The organism is Pseudomonas sp. MWU318 (assembly GCF_016756945.1).
Lineage (GTDB): Bacteria > Pseudomonadota > Gammaproteobacteria > Pseudomonadales > Pseudomonadaceae > Aquipseudomonas > Aquipseudomonas putida_A.
In genome coordinates this window covers 108,893-127,884 of sequence record NZ_JAESJL010000005.1, presented here as the reverse complement: position 1 = coordinate 127,884, position 18,992 = coordinate 108,893, and the positions used below count along the sequence as shown (strand labels likewise).

At 61.1% G+C, this 18,992-nt stretch carries 12 protein-coding genes; 6 read left to right on the top strand and 6 right to left on the bottom strand.

Features of this window, described 5'->3' with window-relative positions:
* Positions 1–109: 109 nt before the first annotated feature.
* The 4 genes from ligA to JN524_RS13875 form a co-directional block, all read right to left on the bottom strand.
* Positions 110–2,467, bottom strand: coding sequence for an NAD-dependent DNA ligase LigA (gene ligA / locus JN524_RS13890; protein WP_202369678.1), 2,358 nt, complete (start codon positions 2,465–2,467; stop codon positions 110–112).
* Positions 2,468–2,614: 147 nt separating this feature from the next.
* Entirely contained in the window at positions 2,615–3,478 is an 864-nt protein-coding gene (gene zipA, locus JN524_RS13885) for a cell division protein ZipA (RefSeq protein ID WP_027613270.1), read from the bottom strand.
* A gap of 259 nt (positions 3,479–3,737) precedes the next feature.
* Positions 3,738–7,226: a chromosome segregation protein SMC gene (gene smc / locus JN524_RS13880; RefSeq protein ID WP_202369677.1), complete on the bottom strand. Its 3,489-nt coding sequence runs from the start codon at positions 7,224–7,226 to the stop codon at positions 3,738–3,740.
* Between the two features lie 2 nt (positions 7,227–7,228).
* Positions 7,229–7,888 (bottom strand): GntR family transcriptional regulator, encoded by a 660-nt coding sequence (locus JN524_RS13875; RefSeq protein WP_007961062.1) that lies wholly within the window; start codon positions 7,886–7,888, stop codon positions 7,229–7,231.
* Between the two features lie 267 nt (positions 7,889–8,155).
* Here JN524_RS13875 and xdhA point away from each other — a divergent pair, with 267 nt between their 5' ends.
* The 4 genes from xdhA (at position 8,156) to guaD (ending at position 14,295) form a co-directional block, all read left to right on the top strand.
* Entirely contained in the window at positions 8,156–9,610 is a 1,455-nt protein-coding gene (gene xdhA / locus JN524_RS13870) for a xanthine dehydrogenase small subunit (protein ID WP_202369676.1), read from the top strand.
* Positions 9,603–12,002, top strand: coding sequence for a xanthine dehydrogenase molybdopterin binding subunit (gene xdhB, locus JN524_RS13865; RefSeq protein WP_096797080.1), 2,400 nt, complete (start codon positions 9,603–9,605; stop codon positions 12,000–12,002). Before xdhA ends, xdhB begins: the two co-directional genes overlap by 8 nt.
* Positions 12,003–12,119: 117 nt before the next feature.
* Entirely contained in the window at positions 12,120–12,977 is an 858-nt protein-coding gene (xdhC, locus tag JN524_RS13860; protein WP_202369675.1) for a xanthine dehydrogenase accessory protein XdhC, read from the top strand.
* A 13-nt stretch (positions 12,978–12,990) separates the two neighbouring features.
* Positions 12,991–14,295, top strand: coding sequence for a guanine deaminase (gene guaD / locus JN524_RS13855; protein ID WP_202369674.1), 1,305 nt, complete (start codon positions 12,991–12,993; stop codon positions 14,293–14,295).
* 146 nt (positions 14,296–14,441) lie between these two features.
* Here guaD and JN524_RS13850 read toward each other — a convergent pair whose 3' ends face one another.
* Positions 14,442–15,206: a GntR family transcriptional regulator gene (locus JN524_RS13850; protein WP_007961054.1), complete on the bottom strand. Its 765-nt coding sequence runs from the start codon at positions 15,204–15,206 to the stop codon at positions 14,442–14,444.
* Between the two features lie 357 nt (positions 15,207–15,563).
* Here JN524_RS13850 and JN524_RS13845 point away from each other — a divergent pair, with 357 nt between their 5' ends.
* Positions 15,564–16,754 carry a benzoate/H(+) symporter BenE family transporter gene (locus JN524_RS13845; RefSeq protein ID WP_202369673.1) on the top strand — a complete coding sequence of 397 codons (1,191 nt, stop codon included), beginning with the start codon at positions 15,564–15,566 and terminating at the stop codon, positions 16,752–16,754.
* Between the two features lie 120 nt (positions 16,755–16,874).
* On the opposite strand, the gene JN524_RS13840 is transcribed toward JN524_RS13845, so the two are convergent.
* Positions 16,875–17,219 (bottom strand): YggL family protein, encoded by a 345-nt coding sequence (locus JN524_RS13840; RefSeq protein ID WP_003223308.1) that lies wholly within the window; start codon positions 17,217–17,219, stop codon positions 16,875–16,877.
* Between the two features lie 234 nt (positions 17,220–17,453).
* Between JN524_RS13840 and dacB the strand changes: the two genes are divergently transcribed.
* The gene (dacB, locus tag JN524_RS13835) at positions 17,454–18,914 is read left to right on the top strand and encodes a D-alanyl-D-alanine carboxypeptidase/D-alanyl-D-alanine endopeptidase (protein ID WP_202369672.1); all 1,461 of its coding nucleotides are present in this window, start codon (positions 17,454–17,456) and stop codon (positions 18,912–18,914) included.
* Positions 18,915–18,992 lie beyond the last annotated feature (78 nt).

Genomic DNA, 18,992 nt, shown 5'->3' with positions numbered 1-18,992 from the left:
TTTGTGTAGGGAAAAGCAAAAGATCGCAGCCTGCGGCAGCTCCTACAGGGGATCAATGTGGCAAGACACTAATCCTGTAGGAGCTGCCGCAGGCTGCGATCTTTTGTTCTTAAACGGACAAGCCGTGCCCCTTCAGGAAAGCGATAAACGCCTCTTCATCCATCACCTTCACCCCCAGCTCATTGGCCTTGGTCAGTTTCGAACCAGCACCCGGCCCTGCGACCACGCAATGAGTTTTCGCCGATACCGAGCCGGCGACCTTGGCGCCGAGACTTTCCAGGTGCTCTTTAGCCACATCACGACTCATCAACTCGACCTTGCCGGTCAGCACCCAGGTTTCGCCGGACAGCGGCAGGCCCTCAACGACTTTCTTCTCGCTCAGCCAGTGCATGCCGAAATCCCGCAGCTGTTTCTCGGCGGCCTCGGCGATCTGCCGGTGCTCGGGCACAGCAAAAAACTCGCGCACCGAATTGGCCTGCTTCTCCGGTAGCGCCTGACGCATGTCCAGCCAGTCGGCATTCATTACCGCGTCCAGCGAACCGAACTTGTCCGCCAGTTTCTGCGCACCGCCCGGGCCGACAAAGGGAATGTGCAGCTTGTCGAGCAGACCGCCGAGCGTGGTGCTGGCGGCGAACTCAGCGCCCAGATCACCCTGATCCTGAATCTGCAGACCATGCCCCAACAACTCGGCGATCACTTGCTGGTTGTGCGCATCTTCAAAGAAGCTGTGAATCTCGTGCGCCACTTCCAGGCCGATGTCCGGCAGGTAGGTCAGCACTTGCGGCAACGCCTGCTGCACGCGCTCCAGCGAACCCAGCGAGCGCGCCAACACCTTGGCCGTCTCCTCGCCGACGTCGGGAATGCCCAGCGCATAAATGAACCGCGCCAGTCCCGGTTGCTTGCTGTCTTCAATCGCCGCCAGCAGCTTGTTGCTGGAGACCTCAGCAAAGCCCTCCAGATCGACAATGTCGTCGAACTTCAGCGCATACAGATCCGCTGGTGAACTGACCAGACCTTCATCGACCAGTTGCTCGACGCTCTTGTCACCAAGGCCTTCGATGTCCATCGCCCGACGCGAGACGAAGTGAATGATCGCCTGCTTCAGTTGCGCGCCACAGGCCAGACGGCCAACGCAGCGGTACACCGCGCCTTCGCTGATGGTTTCCTTGCCTTTGCTGCGCTTGACCAGTTGCGTGCGCTCGACATGGGAGCCGCAGACCGGGCAATTCTCTGGAATCGCTACAGGACGGGCATTCTCCGGGCGACGTTCGGTGACCACTTGCACCACCTGCGGGATCACGTCACCGGCGCGACGGATGATCACCGTGTCGCCGATCATCAGGCCCAGGCGCGCCACTTCATCCATGTTGTGCAGGGTCGCGTTGGCGACGGTGACGCCGGCGACCTTGACCGGTTTCAGCCGCGCCACCGGAGTGACCGCGCCGGTACGACCGACCTGGAACTCCACGTCGAGCAGTTCGGTGAGCTCTTCCATCGCCGGGAATTTGTGCGCGATCGCCCAGCGCGGTTCGCGGGCACGGAAGCCCAGCTCGCGCTGATCGGCGATGCTGTTGACCTTGAACACCACACCGTCGATTTCGTAGGCCAGCGCGTTACGTCGCTCACCAATGTCGCGGTAGTAATCCAGGCACTCGCCGATACCTTTGGCCAGTTTCAGTTCATGACTGATCGGCATGCCCCACTTCTGCAATTGCTTGAGGTTGCCGATGTGGGTGTCGGAGATATCGTGGGACACCTGGCCGATACCGTAGCAGCAGAATTCCAGCGGGCGATTGGCGGTGATCTTCGAATCCAGCTGACGCAGGCTGCCGGCAGCGGCGTTGCGCGGGTTGGCGAAGGTCTTGCCGCCGACTTCCAGTTGCGAGGCGTTGAGGCGCTCGAAGCCGGCCTTGGACATGAACACTTCACCGCGAACTTCGAGGATCGCCGGCCAGCCTGTGCCGTGCAGCTTCAACGGGATGTTGCGTACGGTGCGCACGTTGACGCTGATGTCTTCACCGGTGGTGCCGTCGCCACGGGTGGCGCCGCGTACCAGCACGCCATCCTGATACAGCAGGCTGACCGCCAGGCCATCGAGTTTCGGTTCGCAGCTGTACTCCACCGCCGCACCGCCACCGAACAGGTCACCGGCCGGCAGATCCAGACCTTCGGTCACCCGGCGGTCGAACTCGCGCATGTCGGTTTCTTCGAAGGCGTTGCCGAGGCTGAGCATCGGCACTTCGTGACGCACCTGGGTGAACGCGGTCAGCGCCACACTGCCGACACGCTGGGTCGGCGAGTCGCTGGTGATCAGTTCCGGGTTGGCCGCTTCCAGCGCCTTGAGCTCGTGGAACAACCGGTCGTACTCGGCATCCGGAATGCTCGGCTCGTCGAGGACGTGATAACGGTAGTTGTGCTGATCGAGTTCAGCGCGCAGCTCTAGAATGCGGTTTTTGGCGGCGGTCATGGGTGTTCTCTCATAAAGCAAAAGAGCAGCCGAGGCTGCTCCAGTTTCATCATTCAAAGATCGCAGCCTCGTTGCACTCGAAAGCTCCTACAGGGATCGCGCTCCTCTGTAGGCGCTGCCGAAGGCTGCGATCTTTTGATCTTGGCCTTAGCGCTTCTGGGTCAGGGCGCGGCGTTCGAATTCGACGATGCGCTGACGGTAGTGCTCGATAGTCTGCGCGGTCAGCACACTGCGCTGGTCGTCTTTCAGCTCGCCGTTCAGTTCCTGCGACAGCTTGCGCGCCGCCGCCACCATCACGTCGAAGGCCTGCTTCGGATGACGCGGGCCTGGCAGGCCGAGGAAGAAGCTCACCGCCGGGGTGCTGAAATGGTCGATGTCGTCCAGATCGAAGATGCCCGGCTTGACCGCATTGGCCATGGAGAACAGCACTTCACCGTTGCCGGCCATGCTTTCGTGGCGGTGGAAAATATCCATCTCGCCAAACCGCAGACCGCTTTCGAGAATGTTCTGCAGCAGGGCCGGGCCTTTGAAGCCGGCGGCGTCGCGGCAGATCACGCTGATCACCAGGACTTCTTCGGCTTGCGGCTGATCCTTGTCGGCCACGGCTGGCGCAGGCTTGCTGTCGTCGACGAAGTCATCATCACGGCTGCTGAAGCTCGGACCGCCGTCAAGATCCAGGTCCAGATTCAGGTCGCCCTGGGCCGGACCGTTGCTGCCACGCTTGCCACGTTTCGAACCGGATTCGCGAGGCTCGCGTGCTTCGCGGGCCGGCATGCTCACCGACGGCAGATCGTGTTCGTCCAGTTGCGGCTCTTTGTGCGTATCCAGCACGCGGGCCGGGCCCAACAGCTCGGCGCTGGTGTCCTCGTCCGGCAGGTTGGACAGACTTCGGTCAAGACGGAATTTCAGTTTTCCCTTGCCGCCGCGCATACGGCGCCAGCCATCGAAAAGAATACCGGCTATCACAATGATGCCGATGACGATCAGCCACTCGCGCAGACCGATTTCCATGTAATCCCGTGCCTCTATAAAAAATGCTGAAAAATAAGGGGTTTACATTGTGCAAACCGCTTTAAAACGTGGCGCCAACTCTATGTTCTGACAGGCGTTTTGCCCACGTATACGAAAAATTGACATTAAACTAGCACGACCAAAGACAACTTTACACCGTCTGTCACATTGGCTTGCGCGAATATGTCGATTGGCCAGCAAGTCGAAGTCGGTAAAAAAGTCCTACAGACTACTCATACCCTTCCGACACCACGCTGACTCAGGCGTCCACCATCGCCATCGCCTCCTCGACATCCACTGCAACCAGTCGCGAACAACCCGGCTCGTGCATCGTCACGCCCATCAGTTGATCGGCCATTTCCATGGCGATCTTGTTGTGGGTGATATAGATGAACTGCACGGTCTGCGACATCTCTTTAACCAATCGTGCGTAGCGTCCAACGTTAGCGTCATCCAGTGGCGCGTCAACTTCATCGAGCATGCAGAACGGCGCCGGATTCAATTTGAAGATCGCAAAAACCAGTGCCAGTGCGGTCAGGGCTTTTTCCCCGCCGGAGAGCAAATGGATGGTGCTGTTCTTCTTTCCTGGCGGCCGCGCCATGATCGTCACCCCTGTATCGAGTAGATCTTCGCCCGTCAGTTCCAAATACGCGCTGCCGCCACCGAAAACTTTCGGGAAAAGCGCCTGTAATCCGCCATTGATCTGATCAAAGGTATCTTTGAAGCGGTTACGGGTTTCCTTGTCGATCTTGCGAATGACGTTTTCTAGGGTCTCCAGTGCTTCGACCAGATCGGCGTCCTGTGCATCAAGATAACGTTTACGCTCGGATTGTTGCGTGTATTCGTCGATGGCCGCGAGGTTGATCGCGCCCAGGCGCTGAATCCGCGCATTGATCCGTTCGAGTTCTTCTTCGGCGGCGCGTTCACTGGCCTCCGGGGTCAATGTCGCGAGCACGCCATTGAGATCGTAGCCGTCTTCGAGCAATTGATCCTGCAACGCCTTGCGCCGCACGGTCAGCGCTTGCCATTCCATGCGCTGCTGTTCGAGCTGGCCACGGATCAATTGCGATTGCTGCTCGGCCTGGGTCCGGCGCTTTTCCGCCTCGCGCAGTTCGCGGTCGGCGTCTTCCAGCGCGATCTGCGCGGTCTTCAGTTCTTCGTCGACGGTCATGCGTTTGTCGAGCAGCTCTTCGAGTTTCAGGCGCAGCTCTTCCAGTGGGGCCTCGCCCTCCTCCAGATTCAGACTCAACTGTTCGCGTTTTTCGGTCAGGCGCTCGGCCTGCATCTCCAGACGTTCCAACGCCTGGCGCGTGGAATCGTGCTGCGCGCGCAACGAGCCGAGACGCACCGCCAGTTGATGGGCGTGATCCTTATGCTGACGGGCTTCCTGGCGCACGCGATCGAGGCGTTCGCGCAGGCTGTCACGCTGGGCCAGCAGCAACTCGCGCTGTTCGGTGTCCAGCGCCATGGCATCGAGCGCTTCCTGCAATTGCATGCGCGCTTCGCCGACCTGCTCGTGCTCCAGCTCGCGCTGCTCGCCGAGTTCGATCAGTTCCTCATCGAGGCGGGTGCGGCGCAGCGTCAGCTGTTCAGCCTTGGCTTTACCGGCGGACAGCTGAGCTTTCAATTCACCTTGGGAGCGGGCTTCGTCCTGCAGCAAACGGCGCAAATGTTCGCGGCCGTTTTCCTGCTGCCGCTGTTGCGCCCGCAGGGTTTGCAGCCGGGTTTCCATGGCTTCGACCGTGGCTTCGCGCTCTTCGCGCTCGACCTGCAGCGTCTCGATTTCCTGGCCCCGGGCGAGCATGCCGCTCTCGGCTTCACTGGCGCGACGCACCCGCAGGAAGTGCCGACCGACCCAGTAACCGTCGCGACTGATCAGGCTCTGCCCGGCACTCAACTGGCCGCGCAGGGCCAAGGCCTGCTCAAGGCTATCGACCGTTTTGACCTGGCCGAGCCATGGCGACAGATCGATCTGCGCCTCGACTTTATCCAGCAGGCTGCCCGCTACCCGCACACCATCGCTGGCGGGGCTGAGCAGGCGCAGATCACCTTGGGTGAACCCGGACAGATCGAAACCGCTGAAATCATCCACCAGCACCGCTTGCAGGTCGGCGCCGAGCACGGTTTCCACCGCCAGCTCCCAACCGGCCTCGACCTTCAGCTCTTCGGCGAGACGCGGCCGTTCGGCGAGGTTGTGTTCCTTCAGCCATTCGGCGGTGCCGGTGCCCGGGTCGAGCGCGGCTTGCTGCAAGGCTTCCAGCGACGCCAGTCGCCCGTTGAGGCGCTGCAAATCGCCCTGCGCCTGCTGCTGCGCGGTCAGTGCCTGCTGCAATTCCTGACGCAGTTGTTCAAGTTTTTCGACCTGCGCTTCTTCGCTGGTCTGCAAATCTTCGAGGGTCGCTTCGGATTCAGCGAGCTGCTCGTTGAGCGCCATGATCGCCGCGTCTTCCGGGTCGGCGGAAAGCAGATCGCGCTCCTCGGCCAGACGCTTTTGCCGATCGGCCAGACGCTCCATGTTGGTTTCCAGCTGCTGGATCCGCGACTGCTGCACTTCGGCCTGGCGCCGTGGTTCGGCGGCGGTGAGGTTGAAGGTATCCCACTGCTCCTGCCAGCCGTGCATGACGCTTTCGGAATCTTCCAGCGCAGCGGCGGCTTCTTCGGCGGCGGCGCTGGTGACTTCCTGCTCGGGGGTGAGCATGTCCAGCTCTTCGCCGAGGGTCAGCAGCAGCGTGCGGTCGTGGCCCAGGTGCGATTCGGTTTCGAGGCGCGCACGCTCGGCTTCTTTCAGATCGTCCTGCAACTGGCGCAAGCGCTGCTGGCCGTGCTGGATGCTCTGCTCGACCCGGGCGATGTCGCCGCCGACCGAATAGAAGCGTCCCTGCACCAGATTGAAGCGCTCGGACAGTTCGTGGTGCCCGTCGCGCAGGCGCTCGATGGCGGCATCGGCATTGCGCTGCTCGGCAACCAGCGCTTCGAAACTGACTTCCTGCGTGCCGATGATCGACTCGCGCTGGCCGACCTGATCGTTCAGATCCTGCCAGCGCAGGGCCGACAGCTGCGCCTTGAGCTGGCGCTCTTCGGATTTGTATTCCTGATACTTCTTCGCGGACTCGGCCTGCCGGTGCAGGCGTTCGAGCTGACGCTCAAGCTCTTCACGCAGGTCGGTCAGACGCGCCAGGTTTTCGTGGGTGCGGCGGATGCGGTTTTCGGTCTCGCGCCGACGCTCCTTGTACTTGGAGATGCCCGCCGCTTCTTCGATGAAGTTGCGCAGGTCTTCGGGTTTGGCTTCGATCAGCTTGGAAATCATCCCCTGTTCGATGATCGAGTAGCTGCGCGGGCCGAGGCCGGTGCCGAGGAAGATGTCGGTAATGTCGCGACGACGGCACTTGGCGCCGTTGAGGAAATAGCTGTTCTGGCTGTCGCGGGTGACTTTGCGGCGAATGGAGATCTCGGCGTAAGCCGCGTACTCGCCGACCAGCGTGCCGTCGGAGTTGTCGAACACCAGTTCGATGCTCGCCTGGCTCACCGGTTTGCGGCTGGTCGAGCCGTTGAAGATGACGTCGGTCATCGACTCGCCACGCAGGTTCTTCGCCGAACTTTCGCCCATCACCCAGCGCACGGCGTCGATGATGTTCGACTTGCCGCAACCGTTCGGCCCGACGACCGCCGCCATGTTACTGGGGAAGTTCACCGTGGTCGGGTCGACGAAGGACTTGAACCCCGCCAGTTTGATGCACTTCAGCCGCACGCTCAGGCAACCGTCAGGGCGGAGACCACCAGATCGCAGCTGCGCTGGGCATAAGCCGTCAGCACGATGCGGATCTGCGGCAAATCACGGGCGAGCACAGCGGCCAGCAGGCGTTCGAACAGTTCGAGGAACTCGCTCATTTCGGCCTTGCGCTGTTCGAGGGCGAGGAAATAGGCACGGCTCATGGCCGGCTGCAGGTTCTCGACGGTCTCTTGCAGGTACGGGTTGTTGGCAAACGGGTACGCAGCGCGCATCACGGCGAAGCTGTCGTCGACGAAGGTGCGGATGTCCTGACGCTCGTAGCTGGCGGTCAGACGCTGCTGAATTTGCACGAACGGCGCCATGTCGGCCTGGGTCTGCCAACCGTTGGCGACCGCATTGCCGAGCAGGATGTACAGCTCGCTCATCAGCGTGCACAGGCTCTGCACCTTGTGCGCGGTGAGTTCGGTGACATGGGCGCCACGTCGCGGCAGGATCGCGATCAGGTGTCGGCGCTCGAGGATCAGCAGGGCTTCGCGGACCGATCCGCGGCTGACATTGAGGGCCAGCGTGACCTTCTGTTCCTGAATGCGCTCTCCCGGCTTCATTTCGCCGCGAATGATGCGTTCGGCGAGGTGGTGAGCGATTTGCTCGGCGAGGCTGTCCGGCGCCTTGAACGTCATGGTTGTCCTTCAAACTCTTCGATCTGCACAAGCGGCGCAGTGTAGCGCAAATGCAGGTGCATGGCGGAGTGCCCGCACGGCGCTTTTTGGCACGATTCAAGCAAAAAAGCAGTGGATCCGCTCAGGGTCAATACTCAATAGAGCACGCGTTAATCGACAAAACCGTTTTTCCTGACCTTTAAGTCAGAAAACCATTGACCGAAAAGTCAGACCTGCTAAATTCGGTTGAAGTCGGTTAACAACAATAATGAGTCTGCGAGGCCTTCCGTGATCCAGTTTTTACTTAACCAGGAACTCCGTAGCGAGCACGCCCTGGACCCGAATCTGACCGTGCTCAATTACCTGCGCGAACACGTGGGCAAATCCGGCACCAAAGAAGGCTGCGCCAGCGGCGACTGTGGCGCCTGCACCGTAGTGGTCGGCGAGTTGCAAACGGATGACGCCGGCCGCGAACACATTCGCTATCGCAGCCTCAACTCGTGCCTGACCTTTGTGTCGTCGCTGCACGGCAAACAACTGATCAGCGTCGAAGACCTCAAGCACCAGGGCGAACTGCACAGCGTGCAGAAAGCCATGGTCGAGTGCCACGGCTCGCAATGCGGCTTCTGCACCCCCGGCTTCGTCATGTCGTTGTTCGCCCTGCAAAAGAACAGCGATGCACCGGATCAGGCCAAGGCGCACGAAGCGCTGGCCGGCAACCTCTGCCGCTGCACCGGCTACCGGCCGATCCTCGCCGCCGCCGAACAATCCTGCTGTGGCAAGCAACCGGACCAGTTCGATGCCCGCGAAGCCGAGACCATCGCCCGCCTCAAAGCCATTGCCCCGACCGATATCGGTGAACTCAACAGTGGCGACAAGCGCTGCCTGGTGCCGCTGACCGTCGCCGATCTGGCCGATCTGTATGACGCTTACCCACAAGCGCGGCTGCTGGCCGGCGGCACCGATCTGGCGCTGGAAGTCACCCAGTTCCATCGCACCCTGCCGGTGATGATCTACGTCGGCAACGTCGCCGAAATGAAGCGCATCGAAACCTTCGACGACCGCATCGAAATCGGCGCCGCCACCGCCCTCTCCGACTGCTACGAAGCGCTGACCGCCGAGTACCCGGACTTCGGCGAACTGCTGCACCGCTTCGCCTCGCTGCAGATCCGCAACCAGGGCACCCTCGGCGGCAACATCGGCAACGCCTCGCCGATCGGTGACTCGCCACCGCTGCTGATCGCCCTCGGCGCGCAAGTGGTGCTGTGCAAAGGTGAAACCCGGCGCACGCTGAACCTGGAAGATTACTTCATCGACTACAAGGTTACCGCCCGTCAGGAAAGCGAGTTCATCGAGAAGATCATCGTCCCGCGCGCCACCGCCGAGCAGCGCTTCCGCGCCTACAAGGTCTCCAAGCGTCTGGACGATGACATCTCCGCCGTCTGCGCCGCATTCAATCTGCGCGTGGAAAACGGCGTGATCACCGACGCGCGCATGGCGTTCGGCGGCATGGCCGCGATCCCGAAACGCGCCGCTCATTGCGAAGCCGTGCTGCTCGGCCAGCCATTCAACAACGCCGTTATCGAACGCGCCTGCGCTGCGCTGGCCGAAGACTTCACGCCGCTCTCGGACTTCCGCGCCAGCAAGGAATATCGCCTGCTCAGCGCGCAGAACCTGCTGCGTAAATACTTCATCGAACTGCAAACACCGCACATCGAGACTCGGGTGACCGCTTATGTCTAACCATCACGCCGTAGAGAAGACTCAAGCCGAATTGGCGGAACTGTTCGCCAAGGACCTGACCACCGGTGTCGGCCGCAGCGTCAAGCACGACAGCGCCGCCAAGCATGTGTCCGGTGAAGCGCAGTACATCGATGACCGCCTGGAATTCCCTAACCAGTTGCACGTTTACGCACGGCTGTCGGATCGCGCCCACGCGAAGATCATCAGCATCGACACCAAGCCCTGCTACGCCTTCGAAGGCGTGCGCATTGCGATCACCCACGAAGACGTGCCGGGCCTGAAAGACATTGGCCCGCTGCTGCCGGGCGACCCGCTGCTGGCGATTGATGACGTGCAATTCGTCGGGCAACCGGTGCTGGCCGTGGCCGCGAAAGACCTGGAAACCGCACGCAAAGCGGCCATGGCGGCGATCATCGAATACGAAGATCTCGAGCCGGTGCTGGATGTGGTCGAAGCCTTGCGCAAACGCCACTTCGTGCTCGACAGCCATACCCATCAGCGTGGCGATTCGGCTTCGGCATTGGCCACCGCCGAACACCGCATCCAGGGCACGCTGCACATCGGCGGCCAGGAACACTTTTATCTGGAAACCCAGATCTCCTCGGTAATGCCCACCGAAGACGGCGGCATGATCGTCTACTGCTCGACGCAGAACCCCACCGAAGTGCAGAAACTGGTGGCCGAAGTGCTCGACGTGTCGATGAACAAGATCGTCGTCGACATGCGCCGCATGGGCGGTGGTTTCGGCGGCAAGGAAACCCAGGCCGCCAGTCCGGCGTGCCTGTGCGCGGTGATCGCGCACCTCACCGGGCAGCCGACCAAGATGCGTCTGCCACGGGTCGAAGACATGCTGATGACCGGCAAGCGCCACCCGTTCTATGTCGAGTACGACGTCGGCTTCGACAGCACCGGGCGCCTGCACGGGATCAATATGGACCTGGCTGGCAACTGCGGCTGCTCGCCGGACCTGTCAGCGTCGATTGTCGACCGGGCGATGTTTCACTCGGACAACTCGTACTACCTTGGGGACGCGACCATCAATGGTCACCGCTGCAAGACCAACACCGCGTCGAACACTGCCTACCGTGGTTTCGGCGGCCCGCAAGGGATGGTCGCCATCGAAGAAGTGATGGACGCGATTGCCCGTCACCTCAACCTCGATCCGCTGGCGGTGCGCAAGGCCAACTACTACGGCAAGACCGAGCGCAACGTCACCCACTACTACCAGACCGTCGAGCACAACATGCTCGAGGAAATGACCGCCGAACTGGAAGAAAGCAGCCAGTATGCCGAGCGCCGCGAAGCGATCCGCCGCTACAACGCCAACAGCCCGATCCTGAAAAAAGGCCTGGCGCTGACCCCGGTGAAGTTCGGCATTTCCTTCACCGCCAGCTTCCTCAATCAGGCCGGCGCGCTGATCCACGTCTACACCGACGGCAGCATCCACCTGAACCACGGCGGCACGGAAATGGGCCAGGGCCTGAATACCAAAGTCGCGCAGGTGGTGGCCGAAGTGTTCCAGGTGGAAATGGATCGGGTGCAAATCACCGCGACCAACACCGACAAAGTGCCGAACACCTCGCCGACTGCGGCTTCCAGCGGCGCCGACCTCAACGGAAAGGCCGCGCAGAACGCTGCCGAGATCATCAAGCAGCGTCTGGTGGAATTCGCCGCGCGGCACTACAAGGTCAGCGAAGAAGACGTGGAATTCCACAACGGCCATGTGCGCGTGCGTGACCACATCATGACCTTCGAAGCGCTGATTCAACTGGCGTATTTCAATCAGGTCTCACTGTCGAGCACCGGCTTCTACAAGACCCCGAAAATCTACTACGACCGCAGCCAGGCCCGTGGTCGGCCGTTCTACTACTTCGCCTTCGGTGCGGCGTGCTGCGAAGTGATCGTCGACACCCTGACCGGCGAGTACAAGATGCTCCGTACCGACATCCTCCACGACGTCGGTGCCTCGTTGAACCCGGCGATCGACATCGGTCAGGTCGAGGGTGGTTTCGTCCAGGGCATGGGCTGGCTGACCATGGAGGAGCTGGTCTGGAACAACAAGGGCAAGCTGATGACCAACGGCCCGGCCAGCTACAAGATCCCGGCCGTGGCGGACATGCCGCTGGACCTGCGGGTGAAGCTGGTCGAGAACCGCAAGAACCCGGAAGACACGGTGTTCCATTCCAAGGCTGTGGGTGAGCCGCCGTTCATGCTCGGGATTGCCGCGTGGTGCGCGATCAAGGACGCGGTGGCGAGCCTCGGTGACTATAAGCATCAGCCGCAGATCGATGCGCCGGCGACCCCGGAGCGGGTGCTGTGGGGGTGTGAGCAGATGCGCCAGCTCAAGACTGTGAAAGCGGTCGAAGCTGAAACCGAGTTGGCTCCGCTCTAGGACCGAGGTGCGGCTATCGCGAGCAGGCTCACTCCTACAGGGGAACGCATTCCAAATGTAGGAGCGAGCTTGCTCGCGAATAGGCCCGAACAGACAACGATGTTGTAGGGGTGAACTATGTACAACTGGATCGACGCCCTCGCCGACCTGCAGAACCGGGGCGACCCCTGTGTTCTGGTGACGATCATTGAAGAACTCGGCTCGACCCCGCGCAACGCCGGCTCGAAGATGGTCGTCAGCGCGAAACAGACCTTCGACACCATCGGTGGCGGGCATCTGGAATACAAAGCCATGCAGATCGCCCGCGAGATGCTCGCCAGCGGCAAGCAGGACACCCATCTGGAGCGCTTCAGCCTCGGCGCCAGCCTCGGCCAGTGCTGCGGTGGCGCCACCGTGTTGCTGTTCGAACCGATGGGCCAGGTGCAGGCGCAGATCGCGGTGTTCGGCGCCGGGCATGTCGGCCGCGCGCTGGTGCCGCTGCTCGCCAGTCTGCCGTGCCGGGTGCGCTGGATCGATTCGCGGAAAGAGGAATTCCCCGAACAGGTCCCCCACGGCGTGCGTAAAATCGTCGCCGAAGAGCCTGTGGATGAAATCGACGACCTGCCCGTCGGCAGCTACTGCATCGTCATGACCCACAACCATCAGCTCGACCTGGAACTCACCGCCGCGATCCTCAAGCGCAACGACTTCGCTTACTTCGGCCTGATCGGTTCGAAGACCAAACGGGCCAAGTTCGAACATCGCCTGCGTGATCGCGGTTTCGACAGCGGCGTCGTGCAACGCATGCGCTGCCCGATGGGCATTGGCGAAGTCAAAGGCAAACTGCCTGTGGAAATCGCCATCTCCATCGCCGGCGAAATCATCGCCACCTATAACGCCAATTTCGGCCAGCACAGCGCCAGCGCCGAACCGATTGCCAAACTGCTGCCGGTTTCCCGGCGCAGTCAGGCCGCCAAACTCAAAGCCTCAAACTGATTAGAGAACCCTCATGCCTCTGACTCGCAAAGCCTACCGCGCCGCCATCCTGCACAGCATCGCCGACCCCGCCGAAGTCGGGATCGAAGCCTCCTACGAATATTTCGAGGACGGCCTGCTGGTGGTCGATGGCGGCAAGATCAGCGCCCTCGGCCACGCCAGCGAACTGCTGCCGACCCTGCCGGCGGACATCGAGATCAGCCACTATCAGGACGCGCTGATCACCCCGGGCTTCATCGACACCCACATCCACCTGCCGCAAACCGGCATGGTCGGGGCCTACGGCGAGCAACTGCTGGACTGGCTCAACACCTACACCTTCCCGTGCGAAAGCCAGTTCGGTGACAAGGCCCACGCCGACGACGTGGCCGATATCTTCATCAAGGAACTGCTGCGTAACGGCACCACCACCGCACTGGTGTTCGGCAGCGTGCACCCGCAATCGGTGAACTCGTTCTTCGAGGCGGCCGAGAAGCTCGACCTGCGGATGATCGCCGGCAAGGTGATGATGGACCGCAACGCGCCGGACTACCTGACCGACACCGCCGAATCCAGCTACGTCGAGAGCAAGGCGCTGATCGAACGCTGGCACGGCAAGAGCCGCCTGCACTACGCGGTCACCCCGCGCTTTGCGCCGACCAGCACCCCGGAGCAACTGACCCTCGCCGGCCAACTGCTGACCGAATATCCGGATCTGTACATGCAGACCCACATCAGCGAGAACCTCAAGGAAATCGAGTGGGTCAAGGAACTGTTCCCGGAGCGCAAGGGCTATCTGGACGTCTACGATCACTACCAACTGCTCGGCGAGCGCTCGGTGTTCGCCCACGGCGTGCACCTGTGCGACGACGAATGTGCACGTCTGGCGGAAACCGGCTCGGCGATCTCGTTCTGCCCGACCTCGAACTTCTTCCTCGGCAGCGGTCTGTTCAACTTGCCGATGGCCGAGAAGCACAAACTGAACGTCGGCCTCGGTACTGACGTCGGCGGCGGCACCAGTTTCTCGCTGCTGCAAACCCTGAACGAAGCCTACAAAGTCATGCAGTTGCAAGGCGCGCGGCTGAGTCCGTTCAAGTCGCTGTATCTGGCGACGCTGGGCGGTGCGCGGGCACTGCGTCTGGAAGACAAGATCGGCAACCTGCAACCGGGTTCAGACGCCGACTTCCTGGTGCTGGATTACAACGCCACGCCACTGCTCAGCTTTCGCCTGAAACAGGCCAACAACATTGCCGAAACGTTGTTTGTGCTGATGACGCTGGGCGATGACCGCACGGTGCAGCAGACTTATGCGGCGGGGGCTTTGGTGCATCAGCGCTGAGTTTTCTCCAGGCATAAAAAATCCCCCGGTGGTATTCACCCCGGGGGATTTTTTGTTGCCTGTAGGAAGATCAAAAGATCGCAGCCTGCGGCAGCTCCTACATTGGATCGCACGCTCCTGTAGGAGCTGCCGAAGGCTGCGATCTTTTAAAGCTTGGCCGCAGGACGCCCAGGCTTCTTGGTCTGCAACAGATGCGAGAACACTGCATGCAGATCATCCGACGCACTTTCCTCATCGAGGTTGAGCTTGCTGTCGATGTGATCCATGTGATGCATCATCAGGTCCACCGCCAGCTCACCGTTGCGCGCTTCGATGGCGTCGATCAACTGAGTGTGCTCGTCGTAGGAGCAATGCGAGCGGTTGCCGCTCTCGTACTGGGCGATGATCAGCGAGGTCTGCGAGACCAGGCTGCGCTGGAAGCTGATCAGAGGTGCATTCTTCGCCGCTTCGGCGAGTTTCAGGTGGAATTCGCCCGACAGACGGATACCGGCCCCGCGATCGCCACGGGAGAAGCTGTCGCGTTCATCGTTGACCATCTGACGCAATTCGGCGATCTGCTCGGCGGTGGCGTGCTGCACGGCCAGTTCGGTGATCGCGCGCTCCACCAGACGCCGGGCCATGAACACCTGACGCGCTTCTTCAACGCTCGGGCTGGCGACGACCGCGCCACGGTTCGGCCGCAACAGCACCACGCCTTCATGGGCCAGACGCGACAGCGCGCGGCGAATGATGGTGCGGCTGACCCCGAAGATTTCCCCCAGCGCTTCTTCGCTCAATTTTGTACCGGGCGCCAGACGCTGTTCGAGGATGGCCTCGAAGATATGCGCGTAGACAATATCGTCCTGGGTTCCGCTGCGGCCGGCTTTGCCTGCTCGCGGTTGTTTCTTGAGGGGTTGCAACTGTTCGTTCATGGGCACTCGAGTCGGGAGAACTGCGGCGAATAGACCGTGACTGTAATACGGCACAGTAGGTCGCTGGCAAGTATCGCGTAAAAAACAGCGCGATTGTACACAATGAATAGTGGCAACACGACTGTACGGCTGTTTGTGACCACGGCTGTATTGCAACGATCCGTTACGATTGAGTTTAGGCTTGATCGCCGAATCCGCCTTTGCGTACAACGGCTCTTATTTAGGAGCTGCCGAAGGCTGCGATCTTTTGACTTTGATTTCTAGCAGCAAGATCAAGAGATCGCAGCCTTCGACAGCTCCTACACAGGGTTCAGCGTAATTGCGGGGATCTTCATCTGTATAAGGAACACCGCCGTCATGAACGACGCCACCTACACCCGCCTGCGCCCCCTCGCCGACACTTCGCCCTCGGCCATCGTCGCCGGTTTCATCGCGATGATGACCGGCTACACCAGTTCGCTGGTGCTGATGTTCCAGGCCGGGCAAGCGGCGGGCCTGAGCAGCGGGCAGATTTCTTCGTGGATCTGGGCGATCTCGATTGGCATGGCGGTGTGCTCGATCGGCCTGTCGCTACGCTATCGCACGCCAATCACCATCGCCTGGTCGACACCGGGTGCAGCCTTGTTGATCACCAGCCTGGGCGGCGTCACCTATGGTGAGGCCATCGGCGCCTACATCACCTGCGCGGTGCTGGTAACGATTTGTGGCCTGACCGGCAGCTTCGAACGATTGGTGAAAAAGATTCCGGCGTCGCTGGCGGCAGCGTTGCTGGCGGGGATTCTGTTCAAGATCGGCAGCGAAATCTTCGTCGCCGCGCAACACCGCACCGGGCTGGTGCTGGGGATGTTCTTCACTTATCTGCTGGTCAAACGCCTGTCACCGCGTTACGCGGTGCTCGCCGCATTACTGATCGGCACCGCGCTGTCGGGCTTCATGGGTCTGCTGAATTTCAGCGGTTTCCATCTGGAACTGGCGACGCCAGTCTGGACCACGCCGCACTTCTCGCTGGCCGCAACCATCAGCATCGGCATTCCGCTGTTCGTGGTGGCGATGACCTCGCAGAACATGCCCGGCATCGCCGTGCTGCGCGCCGACGGCTACAACGTCCCGGCTTCACCGCTGATCACCAGCACCGGCATCGCCTCGCTGATGCTGGCGCCGTTCGGCTCTCATGGCATCAACCTCGCGGCGATCAGCGCAGCCATCTGCACCGGGCCGCACGCCCATGAGGACCGCAACAAGCGCTACACCGCCGCAGTCTGGTGCGGGATTTTTTACGGGATTGCCGGCGTATTCGGCGCTACGTTGGCGGCGCTGTTTGCCGCGTTGCCAAAAGAACTGGTGCTGTCGATTGCCGCACTGGCGCTGTTCGGTTCGATCATCAACGGCCTGAGCATTGCCATGACCGAAGTGAAGGAACGTGAGGCGGCGCTGATTACCTTCATGGTCACGGCGTCGGGGTTGACGCTGTTTTCCATCGGGTCGGCGTTCTGGGGGATTGTCGCGGGGGTTTTGACGTTATTGATTTTGAATTGGCGTAAAGCCTGAAAGCAAAAGATCGCAGCCTGCGGCAGCTCCTACAGCGATCAGTGTAGGAGCTGCCGAAGGCTGCGATCTTTTGATCTTGCAAAAAAAACGGCGACCCTCAGGTCGCCGTTTTTTTCAGTATCACTTGGCCGCGTTGATCGGCTTTTCCGGATACCAGACGTCCAGCAGCGGGCTGACGGTCATGCCGGTCAGTTCGCTACGGTTTTTCAGCCAGGCTTCAACGGCAGCGCGCTGCTCTTCGTTGACCGAGCCACGCTTCTGCAGGCAAACCAGACCGAAGTCATCGCCGCCAACATAACCCAGACCGTTGGCTTCCATGGCTTCTTTGATGAATGCTTCGAGGAAAGCGTCAATGGCTTCTTCGGACAAGTCTTCTTTGAAGTCCAGGTTCAGTTCGAAACCCAGCTCTTGGAATTCATCAACGCACAGTTTTTTGCGCAGACGCTGGGAACGGTTAGTCGCCATTGGAACAATCCTCTTAAGTAATAACGGCCGGCACTTTACCAGTTTAAGCGGTCAATTGCCCGACTCTATGGGCGCGATGGCGACCGCCCGTAAAAAAAATAACCAAATGGCCGCCCCGGGCAAGGCACAAGCTGTTACACCTTGGGGCATAATGCCGACACTTTCATGACCACTGAGGGCTTTTTCATCCATGCCCTCGTTATTTTTCCCCTCTTCTGCAGGGTTTTATTTCATATGATCAAATCGTTGCGTCCTCTGTTTCTTGCCGGCCTTCTTCTGCCTCTGGCCCTGCCGGTTTCTGCGGCCACTATCAATACCGCCCTCACCCCTAACGTTGAAAAAGCCCTCAAGGCCAGCAAGCTGCAGCCGACCGCGCTGTCGCTGGTAATGATCCCGCTCGACGGCCCGGGCAATCCGACCGTTTACAACGCCGACGTCTCGGTCAACCCGGCTTCGACCATGAAACTGGTCACCACCTACGCCTCGCTGGAAATGCTCGGCCCCAACCATCAGTGGAAAACCGAGTTCTACACCGACGGCGACCTCAGTGGCGGCATTCTCAACGGCAACCTGTACCTCAAGGGTGGCGGCGATCCGAAGCTGAACATGGAAAAACTCTGGCTGTTGATGCGCGACCTGCGCGCCAACGGCGTGACCCAGGTCACCGGCGATCTGATCCTCGACCGCAGCTTCTTCATCCAGCCGCAACTGCCCGAGTTCAACGACGACGGCAATGACGAGAACAAGCCGTTCCTGGTCAAACCCGACTCGCTGCTGGTCAACCTCAAGGCCCTGCGCTTCGTCGCGCGCAATGACGGGGGCCGGGTGCTGATCTCGGTGGAGCCGCCGATTGCCAGCGTGCGCATCGAAAACACGGTCAAGGCGCTCAACTCCAAGCAGTGCACCGGTGGCGTGCGCTACAACCCGGTGACCCAGCCTGATGGCAGCGTGACCGTGACTGTCGCCGGTCAGCTGGGCGAAGGCTGCAGCTCGCAGACTTATCTGTCGCTGCTCGACCACGCGACCTACACCGCTGGCGCCGTGCGTGCGATCTGGAAAGAACTGGGCGGCAGCATCCAGGGCAAGGATCGCCTCGCCGCGACCCCGAGCAGCGCCAAGCTGCTGGCCCGCGCCTACTCGCCGGATCTGGCGGAAATCATCCGCGACATCAACAAATACAGTAACAACACCATGGCCCAGCAGCTGTTCCTGAGCCTTGGCCAGAAGTACCGCAACGAAGCCGACGGTGACGACGCCAAGGCCGCACAACGCGTAGTCCGCCAGTGGCTAGCGAAGAAAGGCATCACCGCGCCGCACCTGGTGATGGAGAACGGCTCCGGGTTGTCCCGCGCCGAACGCGTCAGCGCCCGCGAGATGGCCAACATGCTGCAAGCCGCCTGGCACAGCCCGTACGCCGCCGAGTACATCAGCTCGCTGCCGATTGCCGGCACCGACGGCACCATGCGCAAACGCCTGAAGACCACAGCGATGCGCGGCGAGGCCCACGTCAAGACCGGCACCCTGAACACCGTGCGCGCGATTGCCGGCTTCAGCCGCGACGTCAACGGCAACACCTGGGCGGTGGTGGCGATCCTCAACGACAAGGCCCCGTTCGGCGCATCGTCGGTGCTGGATCAGGTGCTGCTGGATCTGTACAAGCAGCCGCGCCTGCCGCAGACGGCTTCAGCCCTGTAATAAAAAGCAAAAGATCGCAGCTTGCGGCAGCTCCTACAGGGTGTACATCATTCCATGTAGGAGCTGCCGCAGGCTTCG

Coding starts and splice junctions, on each gene's coding strand:
- JN524_RS13850 (WP_007961054.1), bottom strand. CDS start 15,206: ATGAACGAACAGTTGCAACCCCTCAAGAAACAACCGCGAGCAGGCAAA.
- JN524_RS13875 (WP_007961062.1), bottom strand. CDS start 7,888: ATGACGTTCAAGGCGCCGGACAGCCTCGCCGAGCAAATCGCTCACCAC.
- JN524_RS13845 (WP_202369673.1), top strand. CDS start 15,564: ATGAACGACGCCACCTACACCCGCCTGCGCCCCCTCGCCGACACTTCG.
- JN524_RS13840 (WP_003223308.1), bottom strand. CDS start 17,219: ATGGCGACTAACCGTTCCCAGCGTCTGCGCAAAAAACTGTGCGTTGAT.
- zipA (WP_027613270.1), bottom strand. CDS start 3,478: ATGGAAATCGGTCTGCGCGAGTGGCTGATCGTCATCGGCATCATTGTG.
- dacB (WP_202369672.1), top strand. CDS start 17,454: ATGATCAAATCGTTGCGTCCTCTGTTTCTTGCCGGCCTTCTTCTGCCT.
- xdhB (WP_096797080.1), top strand. CDS start 9,603: ATGTCTAACCATCACGCCGTAGAGAAGACTCAAGCCGAATTGGCGGAA.
- ligA (WP_202369678.1), bottom strand. CDS start 2,467: ATGACCGCCGCCAAAAACCGCATTCTAGAGCTGCGCGCTGAACTCGAT.
- guaD (WP_202369674.1), top strand. CDS start 12,991: ATGCCTCTGACTCGCAAAGCCTACCGCGCCGCCATCCTGCACAGCATC.
- xdhC (WP_202369675.1), top strand. CDS start 12,120: ATGTACAACTGGATCGACGCCCTCGCCGACCTGCAGAACCGGGGCGAC.